General features: G+C 62.8%; 14 protein-coding genes. 7 read left to right on the forward strand and 7 right to left on the reverse strand.

Features of this window, described 5'->3' with window-relative positions; all coding sequences use genetic code 11:
• Positions 1 to 18: 18 nt before the first annotated feature.
• From AABB87_RS16840 to AABB87_RS16870, 7 genes are all read left to right on the forward strand, one after another.
• On the forward strand, positions 19 to 903 hold the full coding sequence (locus AABB87_RS16840) for a cytochrome C assembly family protein (RefSeq protein WP_341972438.1): 885 nt from the start codon (positions 19 to 21) through the stop codon (positions 901 to 903).
• Between the two features lie 40 nt (positions 904 to 943).
• Positions 944 to 1213, forward strand: coding sequence for a PP0621 family protein (locus tag AABB87_RS16845; protein WP_341972439.1), 270 nt, complete (start codon positions 944 to 946; stop codon positions 1211 to 1213).
• 2 nt (positions 1214 to 1215) lie between these two features.
• Positions 1216 to 3168, forward strand: a complete 1953-nt coding sequence (locus AABB87_RS16850) for a sensor histidine kinase (RefSeq protein WP_341972440.1) — start codon at positions 1216 to 1218, stop codon at positions 3166 to 3168.
• A 53-nt stretch (positions 3169 to 3221) separates the two neighbouring features.
• Positions 3222 to 4826, forward strand: a complete 1605-nt coding sequence (locus AABB87_RS16855; protein ID WP_341972441.1) for a sigma-54-dependent transcriptional regulator — start codon at positions 3222 to 3224, stop codon at positions 4824 to 4826.
• 712 nt (positions 4827 to 5538) lie between these two features.
• On the forward strand, positions 5539 to 8430 hold the full coding sequence (locus tag AABB87_RS16860) for a ribonucleoside-diphosphate reductase subunit alpha (protein WP_341972442.1): 2892 nt from the start codon (positions 5539 to 5541) through the stop codon (positions 8428 to 8430).
• Positions 8431 to 8853: 423 nt separating this feature from the next.
• Positions 8854 to 10059 (forward strand): ribonucleotide-diphosphate reductase subunit beta, encoded by a 1206-nt coding sequence (locus AABB87_RS16865; RefSeq protein ID WP_341972443.1) that lies wholly within the window; start codon positions 8854 to 8856, stop codon positions 10057 to 10059.
• Positions 10060 to 10373: 314 nt separating this feature from the next.
• Positions 10374 to 11060: a histone H1 gene (locus tag AABB87_RS16870; protein ID WP_341972444.1), complete on the forward strand. Its 687-nt coding sequence runs from the start codon at positions 10374 to 10376 to the stop codon at positions 11058 to 11060.
• A gap of 193 nt (positions 11061 to 11253) precedes the next feature.
• Here the strand turns inward: AABB87_RS16870 and AABB87_RS16875 are convergent, their stop codons facing one another.
• The 7 genes from AABB87_RS16875 to AABB87_RS16905 form a co-directional block, all read right to left on the reverse strand.
• Positions 11254 to 12618: a zinc-ribbon and DUF3426 domain-containing protein gene (locus AABB87_RS16875; protein ID WP_341972445.1), complete on the reverse strand. Its 1365-nt coding sequence runs from the start codon at positions 12616 to 12618 to the stop codon at positions 11254 to 11256.
• A 47-nt stretch (positions 12619 to 12665) separates the two neighbouring features.
• Positions 12666 to 13559: a 50S ribosomal protein L11 methyltransferase gene (gene prmA, locus AABB87_RS16880; RefSeq protein ID WP_341972586.1), complete on the reverse strand. Its 894-nt coding sequence runs from the start codon at positions 13557 to 13559 to the stop codon at positions 12666 to 12668.
• 47 nt (positions 13560 to 13606) lie between these two features.
• Positions 13607 to 14956, reverse strand: coding sequence for an acetyl-CoA carboxylase biotin carboxylase subunit (gene accC, locus AABB87_RS16885; RefSeq protein WP_058720671.1), 1350 nt, complete (start codon positions 14954 to 14956; stop codon positions 13607 to 13609).
• A 324-nt stretch (positions 14957 to 15280) separates the two neighbouring features.
• On the reverse strand, positions 15281 to 15745 hold the full coding sequence (accB, locus tag AABB87_RS16890) for an acetyl-CoA carboxylase biotin carboxyl carrier protein (protein WP_341972446.1): 465 nt from the start codon (positions 15743 to 15745) through the stop codon (positions 15281 to 15283).
• A gap of 102 nt (positions 15746 to 15847) precedes the next feature.
• Entirely contained in the window at positions 15848 to 16306 is a 459-nt protein-coding gene (gene aroQ, locus AABB87_RS16895) for a type II 3-dehydroquinate dehydratase (RefSeq protein ID WP_058720669.1), read from the reverse strand.
• A 152-nt stretch (positions 16307 to 16458) separates the two neighbouring features.
• The gene (locus AABB87_RS16900) at positions 16459 to 17040 is read right to left on the reverse strand and encodes a TlpA disulfide reductase family protein (protein ID WP_341972447.1); all 582 of its coding nucleotides are present in this window, start codon (positions 17038 to 17040) and stop codon (positions 16459 to 16461) included.
• On the reverse strand, positions 17037 to 17663 hold the full coding sequence (locus tag AABB87_RS16905) for a hypothetical protein (protein WP_341972448.1): 627 nt from the start codon (positions 17661 to 17663) through the stop codon (positions 17037 to 17039). The genes AABB87_RS16900 and AABB87_RS16905 overlap by 4 nt, the downstream gene beginning before the upstream one ends.
• Positions 17664 to 17666 lie beyond the last annotated feature (3 nt).

A 17666-nucleotide genomic window follows, 5' to 3' on the forward strand; every position in this document is an offset into this window, starting at 1 on the left:
CAAAAGTACACTGTGGCCATGATTTTATCCATCGCATCTTCGGGGGCCGCCAATCTGCTGCTGGCGGGCGCCAGTTTGTTGGCGGTTGTGGCTTATGGCGTGGTGGCGGGCCATAGTGCCAAGTCGGTGTTGCCGCAGGTGCCGGAGCAGGCGCCCACGGGCCTGGCGCAGCGCTTGCCCGGTCTTTTGCTGCTGGCCTGGGGCTTGCATCTGCTGGCCTTGCTGCTGGATTTTTCGGGCTTGGGTCAGGCTGTGCCTGGCACCCGCTTCGGCTTTGGGCCGGCCCTGTCGGCCACGGTGTGGTTGGTGCTGGCGGTGTATATGTTGGAAAGCCGCTTTCTGCCATTGCCGAGCGTGCGGCGCATCTTGGCCTTGATCGCTGCGGCAGCGGTGTTGGTCGCCTGGGTGTTCCCGGGTGAAAGCCGGCCGCATGCAGGTTCGCCCTGGGCTCCGCTGCATTGGTTGCTGGGCCTGGCCTCTTACGGCTTATTTGGCGTGGCGGTCTTGCATGCCGCGTTGCTGAACCGGGCCGAGCGCATGATGCGCACCCTCAACAAGCCCGGCCTGGGCGGGAGCAGCGAGCCTGCAGCGCAGCCGGTGATGCCCTTGTTGCGGCTGGAACGGCTGACATTCCAGTTTGTGGCCGCCGGGGTGGCGGCCTTGTCGGCAGCCATTTTGCTGGGCTGGTGGTTCACGCCGCACTGGCGTTGGGATCACAAGAATTTGCTGGCCGTGCTGGGTTGGCTGGTGTTGACGGGCTTGTTGACCGGGCGGCGCGTGTTCGGTTGGCGCGGGCGGCGCGCCACGCGCTGGTTGTACTTTGGCGCCATGCTCTTGCTGCTGTCCTATGTGGGCTCGCGCTTTGTGCTGGAAGTGCTGGTGCAAAAGCCAGTTGCCTACTAAGTGGTGCGAAGCACCCAACCTTTGAGAGTAGGCCTGTGAGATGAAATTCTTTCTGATTCTTTTGCTGCTGGGCCTGGTGGTTTTCTTGCTGGGCATGAAGCATTCACGCCCCGCGCAGACGAAGGCGCCCAAGCCCAGTGCGCCCGGCACGCCCGCCGATCCTGAAGCGGCGCCGCAGACCATGCTCAGCTGCGCCCATTGCGGCCTGCATTTGCCGCGCGACGAAGCTCTGCCAGGCAAGGGTGGCGTGTTCTGCTCGGCCGCGCATCGCGCTGCCTTCGAGGCGCAGCAGCCCCCGTCGGGCGCCTGAGCATGGCCGGGTCCAGGGCGAATTGGTTCGGCTTGGCGCCAAGTGCGCAAGCGGGCCAGGAGGAGGGCGGCGGCGTCTCGCAGTTCGACGAAGGTGATAGCGGCATCGGGAGGGAAGAGGCGGAGCGGCCTGCCCCCCATGAGCTTCATGGGCCTGGTGAGGATGCCGCCGCAGTGGCCTCGGGCGCTGGCGTGGCCGGCCCCGAGTCGCGCTTCTTTTTTCAGCAGGCGCGGCGCTTGGTCAATACCGGCGGCAGTGCGTTTGCGCGGCTTTACCGCACCTTTCTCGGCGCCCGCGCGGCGCTGGGTGTGGTGCTGGTGGCCGTGCAGCTGATGGCTGTTTTGCTGGGCAGCGCGGCAGTGCCCTTGACCTTGGCTTTGTGCGTGCTGTATGCCGTGCAAGCGATGAGTTTGTGGTTGTGGCCGCAGCTGATGCGCGGCGCTTCGGCGCAAACCATGGCGCGGGTCAGCAGCCCGCAGTGGTGGGGCAGCATCGGCCTGGATTTGCTGGTCTTCGGCGGCCTGCATGCGTTTGAGCGCGCCGCCAATGTCAATTACGGCGCCTTGCTGGTGATGCCGGTGCTGATGGCCGGCGTGCTCACGCCCCGGGTTTTGGCCCTGGCCACTGCCGCGGCGGCCACTTTGTGGATGTTGGGTGTGGCGGCCTGGTCGGTGCTGGAGGGCGGCGATGTGGGCCTGCGCCTGACCCAGGCCGGTCTGCTGGGTGGCGGCTTCTTTGTCTTCAGCTTGATGGCCAGTGAATTGGCCAGCCGCCTGGCCAAGGAAGAGCGCAGCGCGCGCGGCAGCATGGAGTTCGCGCGCCAGCAAGCGCAGCTCAATCGCTTGGTGATTGACGAGATGCAAGAAGGCGTGATGGTGGTGGACAGGCGCGGCCGGGTGCGCGCCGCCAATCCAGCCGCGCGGGCCTTGCTGGCCGATGGCACGATGGTTCGCCCCGCCCCTTTTCAGTTGCGCGGTGTGCCGGCCTGGGTGCCCTTGGTGCAGGCGGTGGAGCAGGCCTTTGCCGAAGGCGCTTGGCCCGAGGCCGGGCGCGATGTGGATCTGCGTTTCGACGAGCAGGGTCAGGTGCTGCGCGGCTTGCGCCTGCGCATGCGCTTCACCCGCCGGCGCGAGTCCGACACCAGCGAAGACCTGTGCGTGCTGTTTGTGGAGGACACGCGCTTGTTGCAGGCCCGCTTGCAGCAGGACAAGCTGGCGGCGATGGGCCGGGTGTCGGCCGGCATTGCGCATGAGATTCGTAACCCGCTCGCAGCCATCGATCAGGCCAATGCCTTGCTGGCAGAAGATGCCCAAGAAGCGCAAGAGGCGCGCGCCCAGCAGCTCACCCGCATGGTGGCGGCCAATGTGCAGCGGCTCAAACGCATTGTTGATGATGTGCTGGAAGTGGCGCCGGGCGCCAAGTCGGTGGCCGTGCCGGTTGACGCGGCGCTGCTGGTGAGTGAGACCTGCCTGGACTGGGCACGCACCAATCAATTGCCGCCGGGGCCCTCTGACCCGCTCAGCTGCACCGTGCCCTTGCAGCCCTTGATCATTGCCTTTGACCCCGAGCATCTGCGCCGCGTGCTGGTCAATTTGCTGGACAACGCCTGGCGCCATGCCGAGCCGGGGCCGGCCTGTGTGCAGGTCGAGCTGGCGCTGGAGCCCGAGGCAGACGAGGTCTGGGACGGCCAAAGAGAGCTGCCGCGGGACAGCCCGCGCTGGGCCCGCTTGCGCGTCTTCAATTGCGGCGCGGCGATACCGCCCGAAGTGGAGCGGCATCTGTTTGAGCCTTTCTTCTCCACCCGCAGCCGTGGTTCGGGCCTGGGCTTGTACATTTGCCGGGAGCTGTGCGAGCGCTACGGTGCCAGCATTGATTACCACTGGCGCCCGGGCGGCGTTCAGGCGGGCAATGAGTTCAGCCTGCGCCTGCGCTTGATGCCACCAGCGCGGCCCTGACTTGATGTGGTCAACGAAGCAACCAACGAATGAACGAGTGAAGAAGAACGCGCATGAGCACAGCGAACCCGATCTTTAGCCTGCTGGTGGTGGACGACGAGCCCGATCTACGCACGCTCTACGAGCTGACCCTGCTGCGCGAAGGCTATGAAATGGAGACGGCCGGCACCGTCAGCGATGCCTTGCGGCATTTGCAGGCGCGCAGCTTCAGTGCCGTCATCACCGATATGCGCCTGCCCGATGGCAGCGGGCTGGACATCTTGCAGTGGCTGGAGGCCCAGGGCCGGCAAGAAAAGGCCTTGGTGATCACCGCCTTTGGCTCGGCCGAAAACGCGGTCGAGGCGCTCAAGGCCGGGGCTTATGACTACCTGACCAAGCCGGTGGACCTGCGCCAATTCCGCTTGGTGGTGGCCTCGGCCCTGGGCCGTATGCCGGCCACGGCCGCGACCGTGCAAACCTCGCAACTGCCCAGCCAGCAGGCCTTGAATGCCAGCGAGGCGGCCACCGCCGCAATTGCCGCCAAGGCCGGCGCGCCCAGCAAACCGGCCGCGCTTGCGCCTACGCAGGCCTCATTTGCCGCGCCAGTCAGGCCGCAAGCCATGCCCGCGCAGACGGCCGCCGCGGCGGCCTTGTCGCGCTTGGCAGGCCAGTCCGCTGCTATGCAAGAGGTGCGTGCCTTGATCGACAAGGTGGCCCGCAGCATGGCGCCGGTGCTGGTGCAGGGCGAGTCCGGCACCGGTAAGGAATTGGTGGCACGCGCCATTCACGACAGCGGCCCGCGAGCGCGCCAACGCTTCGTCGCGGTCAATTGCGGGGCAATCCCTGAACAATTGCTCGAAGCCGAGTTTTTCGGCTACCGCAAGGGTGCCTTCACCGGCGCCAACGAAGACCGCGAAGGTTTTTTCCAGACGGCCGATGGCGGCACCTTGTTCTTGGATGAAATCGGCGATCTGCCGCTGGCCATGCAGAGCAAACTGCTGCGCTGCATTCAGGAGCGTTCGGTGCGTCCAGTAGGGGCGGTGGTGGAAACGCCGGTGAATGTGCGCATCCTCAGTGCCACCCACAAAGACCTCGGCAGCGAGGTGACGGCGGGGCGCTTCCGCCAGGATTTGTTCTACCGGCTCAACGTCATCCAGCTGCGCGTACCGCCGCTGCGTGAGCGCATCGAAGACATCCCGCTGATTGCCGACAAGGTGCTGAGCCGCATCGCGGCCGATGCCGGCGTGTCACCCACGCCGCGCCTGACCCCGGCGGCGCTGGCCCAGCTGACCCGCTATGCCTTCCCAGGCAATGTGCGTGAGCTGGAAAACCTGTTGCACCGTGCGCTGGCGATGGCGGGTGGCGAGTGGATTGACGCGCCCGATCTGGGTCTGCCCGAGTCCATGCTGGACGAGGTGGAGCCGCTGGATGCGGGTGATGCGCTGCCGCCGGCCTCAGCCTTGCGCGAAAAAGCGGCCGGCGTGCCCAGCTTGGCGCCCGGGGACATTCCTGCGGATTTGGCGGTGTATCTGGACGAGGTGGAACGCGAAATCTTGCTGCGCGCGCTGGAACGCCATCGCTTCAACCGCACGGCCGCAGGCGCCAGCCTGGGCCTGTCTTTGCGGCAAATCCGCTACCGCATGGCGCGGCTGGGCATCACCGAAGGCGAGGGCGGCTGAGTTCGGGCCAAGCCCTCACCCGGCTCGCGGGATTGAGGGTGAATTTGGCCTGGGACTTACCCTTTGCGCGGTGCTGGCAGCGTGCCAGTCGTGCTGCCGAATGCGCTGGATCGCAGCGGCGCTGCGCTCTCAATCAGCACTTCTCAAAGCAAGCATTGGCGCGGCTTAGCGGGGCGTTTTCGGCGCCAAGCAAGGCCTGATGCGGGTTGGCGCGGGCGCGCTGCGATGCCATCGGGCTTGGCGTGCTGTGCGAGCTGCGCGCAAACCGAAAAAAAGCCGCTAATTCAAGCCCGGCTAGCCGTTCAAACCGGTGGCGTCAAGCGGATAGGTACGCTATCCGTAGTGCTTGATGGGGTACTTGGCCCCAGATATAGTGCGCTTCATGGTATCCTTCAGCCCTGAGTTCAGCACCTTGTCCGACTGCTTTTCGAGCCGGCAAGGGCGCAGGGTTCGTGTGGAGTTTGAATGCGATTTCGCGCCGCGAAGCGTATTTGCAAGCCCCCGCCGATCACCCCAGGAACGCGCTGCCGTCTCTGGTCAGGCCTTGATGCCTGACCGTCGGGGCGGCACTCCAGGCGCGAGCAATTCAGCACAACAGAAATTCCAATCGCAGGCACGAGATCGCGCCGCCGTGAGCTTCATAGCTCGGTAGCGGCGTTATCGACTGCCTGTTTTTGACTCCGACAAAACCACAGAAGAAAGGACTTCATCCATGCAAACTCATGTTGATCAAGCAGTGTCAGACGGCGATCGCCACGCAGCCGCAGTGAGTCATGGCCAGGGCCAGGCCTCGGCCTATCTGGCGTATCACATCCTGCGCCGCAACGGTGCTGTGGTGTCGTTTGAGCCTAGCAAGATCGCCGTGGCCTTGATGAAGGCATTCCTGGCCGTGCATGGCACGACCGGCGCGGCCTCAGCCAGCGTGCGCGAGACGGTGGATGGCCTGACCGAAGCGGTCGTGCGCGCCCTGGTGCGTTCGCGCCCCAGCGGTGGCACCTTCCACATCGAAGACGTGCAGGACCAAGTTGAACTGGGCTTGATGCGCGGTGGCCACCACGAAGTGGCGCGCGCTTATGTCTTGTATCGTGAACGCCGCTTCCAAGAGCGTGCCCGCCAAGTGGAGCAAATGGCCCCGGTGGCTGCGGCTGCGCTGACCGTGATCGACCGTGGCCAACGCGTGCCACTGGATCTGGCGCATCTGCAAAGCCTGATCGTGTCGGCCTGTGCCGGCCTGGGCGCCGATGTGAAGCCCGAGCCCATCCTGGCTGAAACCAAGCGCAATCTGTACGACGGTGTGCCGATCGACGAGGTCTACAAGGCCTCCATCCTGGCCGCGCGTACCTTGATCGAGAAGGATCCGTCCTACAGCCGCGCCACCGCGCGCCTGCTGCTGCACACCATCCGCCGTGAGGTGATTGGTGGCGAGATCACGCAAGAGCAGATGCACACCCGCTATGCCGAGTACTTCCCCGGCTACATCAAGAAGGGCATCAAGGCCGAATTGCTGGACGAGAAGCTGGGTCAGTACGACCTGGCCCGCCTGGGTGCCGCGCTGAAGGCTGACCGTGACCTGCAGTTTGACTACCTGGGTCTGCAGACTCTGTATGACCGCTACTTCCAGCACATCGACGACCAGCGCATCGAAATGCCGCAGGCCTTCTTCATGCGCGTGGCCATGGGCCTGGCGCTGAACGAAATCGACCGCGAAACCCGCGCCATCGAGTTCTACGAAGTGCTGTCGAGCTTTGACTTCATGTCCAGCACGCCGACGCTGTTCAATTCCGGCACACGTCGCTCGCAACTGTCGAGCTGCTACCTGACCACCGTGGCCGACGATCTGGACGGCATCTACGAGGCGCTGAAAGAAAACGCCCTGCTGAGCAAGTTCGCCGGCGGCCTGGGCAATGACTGGACGCCAGTGCGCGCCCTGGGCTCGCATATCAAGGGCACCAACGGCAAGTCGCAAGGCGTTGTGCCTTTCCTGAAGGTGGTCAACGACACGGCTGTGGCGGTGAACCAGGGCGGCAAGCGCAAGGGCGCGGTCTGCGCGTACCTGGAATCTTGGCACCTGGACATCGAAGAGTTCCTGGAGCTGCGCAAGAACACCGGCGATGACCGCCGCCGCACCCACGACATGAACACCGCGAACTGGATCCCCGATCTGTTCATGCGCCGTGTCATGGATGGTGGCGACTGGACCCTGTTCAGCCCCTCCAACACGCCTGACCTGCACGACCTGTTCGGCGCTGCCTTCGAGAAGGCTTATGTCGAGTACGAGGCCAAGGCCGACCGTGGCGAGATCAAACTGTTCAAGCGCCTGCCGGCCAAGGACCTGTGGCGCAAGATGCTCTCGATGCTGTTCGAGACCGGCCATCCCTGGATCACCTTCAAGGACGCTTGCAATGTGCGCTCGCCCCAGCAGCACGTGGGCGTTGTCCACTCCAGCAATCTGTGCACCGAGATCACACTGAATACCAATGACAGCGAAATCGCCGTCTGCAATCTGGGTTCGGTCAATCTGGTCCAGCATTTGAAGGACGGTGGCGTTGACCACGACAAGCTGCGCAAGACGATCTCGACCGCCATGCGCATGTTGGACAACGTCATCGACATCAACTACTACGCCGTCAAGAAGGCGCGTGACTCGAACCTGCGCCACCGCCCGGTGGGCCTGGGCCTGATGGGCTTCCAGGACGCGTTGTATGCGCTGCGCACGCCTTACGCCTCGGACGCCGCGGTGGAGTTTGCTGACCGCTCGATGGAAGCCATCTGCTACTACGCTTATGAAGCGTCGACCGAGCTGGCAGCTGAGCGTGGCCGTTACTCCAGCTACCAAGGTTCGCTGTGGGATCAAGGCATCTTGCCGATCGATTCGCTGGACCTGCTGGCCGAAGCCCGTGGCGGCTATGTGGAAGTGGACCGCAGCACCAGCATGGACTGGGCGGCACTGCGCGCCAAGATCAAAGCGCACGGCATGCGTAATAGCAACTGCGTGGCGATCGCGCCGACCGCGACCATCTCCAACATCATCGGCGTGGACGCTTCGATCGAGCCTTGCTTCGGCAACCTCTCGGTCAAGTCGAATCTGTCCGGCGAGTTCACCATCATCAATGAATCCTTGGTGCGTGACCTGAAGAAGCTGGGCCTGTGGGATGACGTGATGGTCATGGACCTGAAGCACTTCGACGGTTCGCTGCGTCGCATCGACCGCGTGCCTGAAGAACTCAAGGCTCTGTACGCCACCGCCTTCGAAGTGGAAACGCAGTGGTTGGTGGAAGCCGCCGCGCGCCGCCAGAAGTGGATCGACCAGGCTCAGTCCCTGAACATCTATATGGCCGGTGCCTCGGGCAAGAAGCTCGATGAAACCTACAAGCTGGCTTGGTTGCGTGGCCTGAAGACGACCTACTACCTCCGCACCATGAGCGCTTCGTCGGCCGAGAAGAGCACCGTCACCAAGTCGGGTCAACTCAACTCCGTCTCGTCCGGCGCGGCTGCCCCGATCTTGTCGGCGCCAGCACCTGCCGCACCGGTGGAAGAAGAGCTGCCCGCCACCGACATGAAGTTCTGCTCGATTGACAACCCGGATTGCGAGGCCTGCCAGTAAGCAAGCGACCGGCAAGCGGCTTGCGGCGACGGCTCAACATCGCCCCGCGATGTGAGTTGCAGCCACAAGTCGGACCGCCATGCTTGCCAGCAAGCATGGGCTCTGCAGGATGGATGGGGTGAAAACACAGCATCGCGCGGCGATGTGTGCGATAGCCACCACCCGGACTGCTCGGCCCTTCAGTGAATGAGGGCAACGCGCGCACTCAGCTTTGGCTTAAAGCGCGCGATGCCTTGGAAGCCACTGTTCATCGGCTCAAAGTCGGTTCTCGTTTTAACGTGCCGGCTTCTGTGTTTGGTGGGATCTGCGTAAATTGAGCGTTAGGACGATGCTCGCGAGCAACGCAATTCGTTGCGCGATGTCAAGAAGTTCTTGGTGTTTGAACACAACACTCTGATAATTCGTTTCGATAGGAAGGCCACTATGTTGGTTTGGGAAGAAGACCTGAAGCCTGCTGATAAAGCACATGCAAATACCGCGTCCGGCACTGCTGCGAACGCGGGTGCAACCGTCACTGCTGTGACGACCGCTAACTCCCCAATTCGCAGCGCCGCTGCGTCGGCCCCGGTGTCTTCGGCCGCGGCTGTGGCGCCGACCTTGAGCGCTGCCGAGCGCCGCGTCAAAGCGGCCGACAAGCGCATCATCAACGGCCAGACCGACGTCAACCAGTTGGTGCCCTTCAAGTACAAGTGGGCCTGGGAAAAGTACCTCGCCACTTGTGCCAATCATTGGATGCCGCAGGAAGTGAATATGTCGCGCGACATCGCCTTGTGGAAAGACCCGAACGGTCTGACCGAAGACGAGCGCCGCATCATCAAGCGCAATCTCGGCTTTTTCGTGACCGCCGATTCGCTGGCCGCCAACAACATCGTGCTGGGCACCTACCGCCACATCACGGCGCCCGAGTGCCGTCAGTTCCTGCTGCGCCAAGCCTTTGAAGAGGCGATCCACACCCACGCGTATCAGTACATCGTGGAGTCGCTGGGTCTGGATGAGTCCGAGATCTTCAACGCCTACAACGAAGTCAAGTCCATCCGCGACAAGGACGAGTTCCTGATCCCCTTCATCGAAGCGATCATGGACCCGCACTTCCACACCGGCACGCCCGAGACTGACCAGACGCTGCTGAAGAGCCTGATCGTCTTCGCCTGCTTGATGGAAGGCCTGTTCTTCTACGTCGGCTTCACGCAAATTCTGGCCATGGGTCGGCAGAACAAGATGACCGGCGCTGCTGAGCAGTACCAGTACATCTTGCGTGACGAGTCCATGCACTGCAATTTCGGCATCGACCTGATCAACCAGCTGAAGATGGAGAACCCGCATTTGTGGACGGCCGATTTCAAGGCCGAAATCAAGGCGCTGTTCATGAAGGCCGTGGATCTCGAATATGCCTACGCCGAAGACACCATGCCGCGCGGCGTCTTGGGTCTGAATGCATCGATGTTCAAGGGCTATCTGCGTTACATCGCCAATCGGCGCGCGACTCAGATCGGCTTGGAGGAGTTGTTCCCTAACGAGGAAAACCCCTTCCCTTGGATGAGCGAAATGATTGACCTGAAGAAGGAACGTAACTTTTTTGAAACTCGCGTCATCGAATACCAATCCGGTGGCGCCTTGAGCTGGGATTGAGCCCGGACGCAAGACAAGCCCTGCGGCTTGTCTTGTGACTCGTTCAAGCCAAATGGCCTGCGTGCCAAATGACTGAACTCCGACTTGGGTGCTTGCTACGCATCCATCTCAGTTCTTAGCTCAAGAAGAAATTGAATTTGTCGAGGACCAAGGGCTCGTGCTGAAAGCGCGGGCTCGGGTTGTCGAAACCAAAATTCACCGTACTGGGGCGCTCCTCCTGGGCGACATCTGGGCGATGAATAGCTGCGAGGCAGCGGCGCTTAACCGTGCTGGCTGTGCGCAGTGCTTTTTCCACTTGATCAAGGAGAACTGAAATGGCAACTGCAAAGAAAGTCGTGGCTAAGAAGGCCGCCGCACCCGCAAAGAAGGCAGCCGCACCGGCAAAGAAGGTCGCTCCCGTGAAGGCAGCTGCACCTGCTAAGAAGGCTGCCGCACCTGCGAAGAAGGCCGCTGCACCTGCGAAGAAGGCTGCTGCTCCTGCTAAGAAGGCTGCCGCACCTGCGAAGAAGGTTGCTGCTCCGGCGAAGAAGGCTGCTGCACCTGCGAAGAAGGTTGCTGCTCCGGCGAAGAAGGCCGCTGCACCTGCGAAGAAGGTTGCTGCTCCGGCGAAGAAGGCTGCCGCACCTGCTAAGAAGGCTGCTGCTCCTGCTAAGAAGGCCGCTGCACCTGCGAAGAAGGCTGCTGCTCCTGCTAAGAAGGTCGCTGCACCTGCGAAGAAGGTTGCTGCTCCTGCTAAGAAGGCCGCTGCGCCTGCGAAGAAGGCTGCTGCTCCTGCGAAGAAGGTTGCTGCTGCTCCTGCCAAGAAGGCTGCTGCACCTGCGAAGAAGGTCGCTGCTCCTGCAAAGAAGGACACGCCTCCAGTCAAGCCTCCGGTGAAGACCGGCAAGGCCGCAGCGCCTGCCAAGAAGCCCGCTGCCAAGCCCGCTGCCGCTGCTCCCGCAGCCAAGACCGCGCTGAGCCCCCAAGCCGCATGGCCCTTCCCGACAGGCAACAAGCCCTGATCGTTCGAGATGGTGATCGCCAGCGTGGGTTTAGACCCATGCTTGGCGGCCCAGCAAAACCCGGCTTAGGCCGGGTTTTTTTATGCCTGAAGGTATGGCGTTAGGGCGGGCGCTTTACGCCGTCTGCTTGTCGCCAGATCGGCGCGGCAGAGGCCGTCAGCCCTGGCTGTCGATGCGTGCTTCGCCCTGCTGCTCAGGGGTAGAAAATTTCGACGGTGTAGCCGCTGATGCTTTGCTGGCCGGTCGAGAGCAGGGCGAGCAAGGGCAGTTCAGCGCCGGCGGGCATGGCCTTGATGTCCGGGCTTGCGGCCAGGGCATTGGCTGTGGCGCCCGAGGCAGCACCTGATGCCGAGCTTGATGGGGCGGAGGCCGCTGATGCTGCCGCAGCCGCACGCTCGATCCTGAACTCCTTAGGTGCCAGCAGGCGGCGGCTGATCAATGCGCCCGTGCTATCGGTCAGGCTCAGCTCCACCCAGGGTGTGGCCACTTCGATATGACCTTTGTTGCGCAGGCTGATGGCCAGCTGATAGTGATTGCCGGTGTTGCCGGGGCTGAGTTGGCTCAGCGCCGTGCTTTCCACGGCGATCTGGTCGATGCGCTGCCAGGGTTTGAGCTCACAGCCGCTGAGCTGGCAATAGCTTTGCACGGCCGGCCGCGCGCTCGGGAATAGTGCGGCGATGGCATCGTGAAAATGCTGCAGCACCTGCACACTGAGCGTGAGCATCAGTAGCAAGGCCGCCACGCTGAGCCCAGCACGAACCGACGTCCGCTGCCAGAACTTTGCGCTGTTGGACTGCCGCAAAAAGGACGGAACGTTTTCCTCACCGCTACCGCCGTTGGCCATACTCGGCTTCGTCGGCTTTGCTGCACCGGCCGCCAGTCGCTCAGACAAAACCACATCGGGCTTGTCGTCTGGAACAGGCGCAATGGCGGGCTCGGTGGCGACGGCCGGAGTCTTAGCTGCTGCTGGCGCTGCGCCGCGGCCACTGGCTTTGCTGTGCGGCTTGGCAGGTGCTTTGCTGGCTGGCTCTGGCTCACTGGGTGTGTCTGCCCAGGCCTGTTCTTCGTTGTCTACCCACTGCGGCTCAAGACGGGTTTCGTCAAAGTTGCTGACGGTGCTGATGGGCAAGGGCTCGTCGTCGGCCGGCTCATGAATATGCGCATGGGTTACCGGTGTCGGCGAGTGGGCAGGCCTTGCTACATGGCGTGCTGGAGGTGTGAGCGGAGCGGGAGGGGCAGGTCTTGCGTCGCGCCCATCGTCCTGCCAATCTTCCACGGCGATTGGCTCGTCCTCTTGCTGCCAGCTGGCGCGGCCATCGTCCGGTGCCTGGGGTGACGCTGGCGTGTCGTCGCTGGAGAAAGGGGCGGTTTTCGCCTCGCCTGCGGCCTGGGCAGGCCAGGGCGGGGGCGGCTCACGGTCGATATCGAAGAGCTGTTCGCGGGCGTCAAACACCTCGGCGCAACGGCCGCAACGAACAAATCCTTCGGAAACACGAAGCTGATCTTGCACCACCCGAAAGATGGTGCCGCAAGCGGTACAACGGGTGGCAAGGCTCATGGCCGAATCATGCCATGAGTCTTGCTACTGTCAGCTGCAAGTGCAGCTTAGGCACGTTGAGCGTGCATCAAAATCCAACCCTCTTGGCTGTCGCTGACGTCCAGTTGCAACCAAGGCGCGTAGGCTTGCTTCAGATCGTCGGCTTGACGCTCCAGAATGCCGGCCAGGATCAGATGACCGCCGTGGGCCACATGGGCGCACAGCAGCGGCGCCAGCAGCTTCAGCGGCGTTGCCAAGATATTGGCGATGACCAGTGGGTACTCTCCCTTGGCGGCATCGGGCAAGGCAGCGTTGAGGCTGACTTGATTGCCTTCGGCATTGGCCTGGCTGGCGATGATGGCCGCCGGGTCGATGTCCACCGCGTCGATGTTCACTGCGCCATGCAAGGCCGCGCCGATGGCGAGGATGCCCGAGCCGCAGCCGTAGTCCAGCACGCGCTGCCAGGTTGGCGCCAGGTCTTGATGGGCCGCGATCCAGCGCAAGCACATGCGGGTGGTCGGGTGGGTGCCGGTGCCAAAAGCCAAGCCCGGGTCCAGGCGCATGACCTTGCTGGCTTGCGCCGGCGCTTCATGCCAGGAGGGCACGATCCAGAATTCCGGCGTGATCTCAACGGGCTGGAACTGCGATTGCGTCAGCCGCACCCAGTCCTGCTCGGCCACGGCCTGAATGGCTTGGACATGCACGTCTTGCGCCCAGTCCTGGCTCAGGATCAGGGTGGCGCATTCGGTGGCTTCGGCCTCGTCCGGGAACAAGGCCTTGACCACCGATCGCTGCCAGCCGCCGCGCGGCGCCGGCATGCCGGGCTCGCCGAACAGGGCTTTTTCAGCGTCGGTATCGGCGTCGGCGTCTTCCACCGAGACAGCCAAGGCGTCGAGTTCCATCAGCGCATCGCTGACGGTTTCGACATCATCTTCGCCGCAGATCAGCAGCAGCTCGTGCAGCGTGGCCGGGTTGGGTTCAGCCTGCGGGGTGCCGGTGTTGGAATCGCTCATCGCTTGTGCTGGCTCATCCAGCCCTCAAGGTAATGGATGTTGGTGCCGCCTTCGACGAACTTGGCGTCCACCATCAGCTCGCGGTGCAAGGGGATGTTGGTCTGAATGCCTTCCACCACCGTCTCGGACAGGGCGATGCGCATGCGCGCCAGGGCCTGCTCGCGGGTGTCGCCGTGGACGATGATCTTGCCGATCATGGAGTCGTAATGCGGCGGCACGAAGTAGTTTGTGTAGACATGCGAATCCACCCGCACGCCCGGTCCGCCCGGTGCGTGCCACATCGTGATGCGGCCCGGCGAGGGGGTGAACTTGAAGGGGTCTTCGGCGTTGATACGGCACTCGATCGAGTGGCCGCGCATGGTGATATTGCGCTGCGTGAAGGGCAGCTTTTCGCCGGCCGCCACGCGGATTTGCATTTGCACAATGTCCACACCGGTGACCATCTCCGTCACCGGATGCTCCACCTGCACGCGGGTGTTCATTTCGATGAAATAGAACTCGCCGTTCTCGTACAGAAATTCGAAGGTGCCGGCGCCGCGATAGTTCATCTTGCGGCAGGCTGCGGCGCAACGGTCGCCGATCTTTTCGATCACGCGGCGCGGAATGCCGGGTGCCGGTGCTTCTTCCAGAATCTTCTGGTGGCGGCGCTGCATGGAGCAGTCACGCTCGCCCAGCCAAACGGCACTCTTGTGCGTGTCGGCCAAAACCTGGATCTCGATATGGCGCGGGTTCTCGAGGAACTTCTCCATATAGACCTCGGGATTGCCGAAGGCTGCACCGGCTTCCGCCTTGGTGGTTTGCACCGCGTTGACTAGGGCCGCCTCGGTGTGCACCACGCGCATGCCGCGGCCACCGCCGCCGCCTGCGGCCTTGATGATGACCGGGTAGCCAATGGCGCGGGCGATCTTGACGATTTCCTTCGGGTCGGGGGGCAGGGCGCCTTCCGAGCCGGGCACGCAGGGCACGCCGGCGCGAATCATGGCCTGCTTGGCCGACACCTTGTCACCCATCATGCGGATGGATTCGGGCGAGGGGCCGATGAAGGTGAAGCCGCTTTGCTCGACGCGTTCGGCGAAGTCGGCGTTCTCGCTCAGGAAGCCGTAGCCGGGGTGGATCGCTTCGGCGTCGGTGACCTCGGCCGTGGCGATGATGGCCGGCATGCTGAGGTAGCTTTGCGAAGAGGCGGCGGGGCCGATGCAAACGGCCTCATCGGCCAGCTTCACATACTTGGCTTCACGGTCGGCTTCGGAGTAAACCACCACCGACTTGATGCCCAGCTCGCGGCAGGCGCGCTGGATGCGGAGTGCAATTTCGCCTCGATTGGCGATCAGAATTTTTTTAAACATATATGCCTCGGCTCAATTGCCCTGTCGTGCTGCGCCCGACGAGCAATGTGGCTGCGCCGCAAGGCCTGCGGCCTTTTCGCCTGGATGGGCGATCAGATTTGTTTTAAACAATTGTGCTGCCTCGGCTCAATTGTCCTGTCGTGCTGCGCTCGACGAGCAATGTGGCTGCGCCGCAAGGCTTGCAGTCATTTCGCGTCGAGTAGCGATCAGAAGATTTCTAAACATTTGTGTCGCTGCTCAATCGCCCTGTCGAGCTGCGCCCGACGAGCAATCTGGCTGCGTCCTCCTGATTTGCATCAGAAGTCTCTTGAACATGTCGAGGCTTTACTCGATCACGAACAAGGGCTGACCAAATTCAACCGGCTGGCCGTTCTCGCACAAGATCTTGGTGACCGTGCCGCTGAAGTCGGCATCGATCTCGTTCATGATCTTCATCGCTTCGATGATGCAGATGGCTTCGCCTTCCTTGATGGGTTGGCCCACTTCAACAAAGGCCTTGGCATTGGGGCCGGAGGCACGGTAGAAGGTGCCGACCATCGGCGAGGTCACGACATGACCGGTTTCAACCGCCGGGGCGGCCGGTGCGGCGGCCGGAGCGGCTGCAGCGACGGCGGGGGCGGCTGCCGCTGGAGCGGCTTGCTGGGGCACGGCCTGCATCATCATGGGCACAGCGACGGCGCCGTCGGACTTGACGATGCGCACCTTGCCATCGGCCTCGGTGATTTCAAGTTCAGAAATATTCGACTCGGACACCAGGTCGATCAGGGTCTTGAGCTTGCGCAGATCCATAAGGTTTCTCCAGCGGATGATTATTTTGTTTTAGGGAACAGGGGGGAGCGTGCCGCGCCGCAGTGGGTCGTCGCTACGCGGCAAAAACGGTGAGCTTGGTGTTCAGGACTGTCCTGATCCACTCAAGCGGCTGAGCGCGAAGCGCAAAGCAAATTGATAGCCCTGGGCGCCAAGCCCGCAGATCACACCAACAGCCAGATCTGAGAAATAGCTGTGCTGCCGGAACGACTCTCGTTTATGAACATTGGACAGATGAACTTCAACAAAAGGCAGTGCCACCGCGGCCAAGGCATCCCGGATCGCCACACTGGTGTGGGTGTAGGCGGCGGGGTTGATGATGATGAACTGGCAGCCATCCTCGCGCGCAGCCTGAATCCTGTCCACCAAAGCCCCTTCGTGGTTGCTTTGGAAGGATTTTAGCTCAGCCCCTTCATTAGCAGCGAACGCGGCAAGATCTGCATTGATCTGTGCCAAAGTGAGTGAACCGTAAATCTCGGGTTCACGTGTTCCGAGCAGGTTGAGGTTGGGGCCGTGAAGGACAAGAATCTGTTTGCGCGTCATCGTGGGTCTGTGTCCGTTCAATTAGAGTCCGGACACTAGAGGCGAAGAAGGCCGGACTTTACGCGTTTTGTGGCCCGATCCCGGGGCTTGCCGTGAAATAAATTGCTTGACCCGAATTGCGGATTGAGACAAGGCGCGGGCGGGGGCTTGACTCAGCCGGCCTTGATGGTACTGGCCAATTGGCGCAATTCTTCCAGATTTGTCACGCCTACTTTGGTCCAGACGAGCTGCCCGGCTGGATTGAACACGACGCTGAAAGGCAGGCCGCCCTGGGCATTGCCAAGGGTGCGCGTCAACGTGGTGCCCGCCGAGCCGGCCATGGCCAGGGAGAAGTCCAAGGGCATTTTCTGCAGGAATTCGCGCACCGGGCCGATGGCGTCCACCGCCAAGCCCAGGACTTGCCAGCCTTGGGATTTAAATTCTTGCTGGAATTGATTGAGCTCCGGCAGCTCTTTCACGCAGGGCGCGCACCAGGTGGCCCAGAAGTTCACCAGCAAGGGTTTGCCGCGCAGGCTGGCGGTAGCCAGCAGTTCTGCCGGTTCAGCCGTCGAAGGTGCGGCGCTGACCCGCTCGAAGCTGGCGGCCCAGAAGGCTTGTTCCGCCGGGTTCAGCACCGGGGCGGCGGGCTTTTGTCCGCGCCAGGCTAGGGTCGCGCCAAGCCCTGCGGCGCCCAGGCCGGCGGCGGCCAGCAACAAGTTGCGGCGGCTGCCGGTGTTTGGGGTCTTGTCGCTCATAGGGATTCGTCGGCCTCTTCGGTCAGCAGTTTTTGCAGGGCGGCCAGATCACCGCGCTCGCTGCGCCCGCGTGCATCGGTTTTGAGTGCGCCGCGTAAATCGTCAAAGTCCAGAATGCTCAGGTGCAGGGTGACCAGCTCGTTCAGGTCCCGGCAGGGCGCGGCCAGTGACAGCACATCGATCTCGCGCGCGCCGCCCCGTCCCTTCGGTCCTGCCGTGGCGCCGACCTCGTAATCCACATTCATATTGATCAGCGCGATCTCGGCCGATTTGCTGTCGTCGCAATACAGCTGCAAATGGATATTGGACAAGCGGGTGGCGGTGCCGCGCCAGACGGCACCGCACAAATGAGGGCGAAACTCGGCCAGCCGGGCCATCCACTGCGCGGCCAGTTCGCGCAAGGCGCGCAGTTCCTGCGGCTGGGTGTCGGCGCAGAACAGGGCCAGGTAGTCGCGCACCTGGTCTTCCAGCTCATCGTTGCTGGGCAGGGCGGCGCGGCTGCGGCCCAGGCCCAGGGTTTTGAGCGCGCGTTGCTTGGCCGGGCCGTATTCCAGGCCTTCTTCCACCACCAGGCGGGCGGCGGTGGCGGCAATCTCGGCGGTCACGCTGGATTCGTATGGCATGGT

It is taken from the genome of Roseateles sp. PN1 (genome assembly GCF_038419725.1).
Taxonomy (GTDB): Bacteria; Pseudomonadota; Gammaproteobacteria; order Burkholderiales; family Burkholderiaceae_C; genus Paucibacter_A.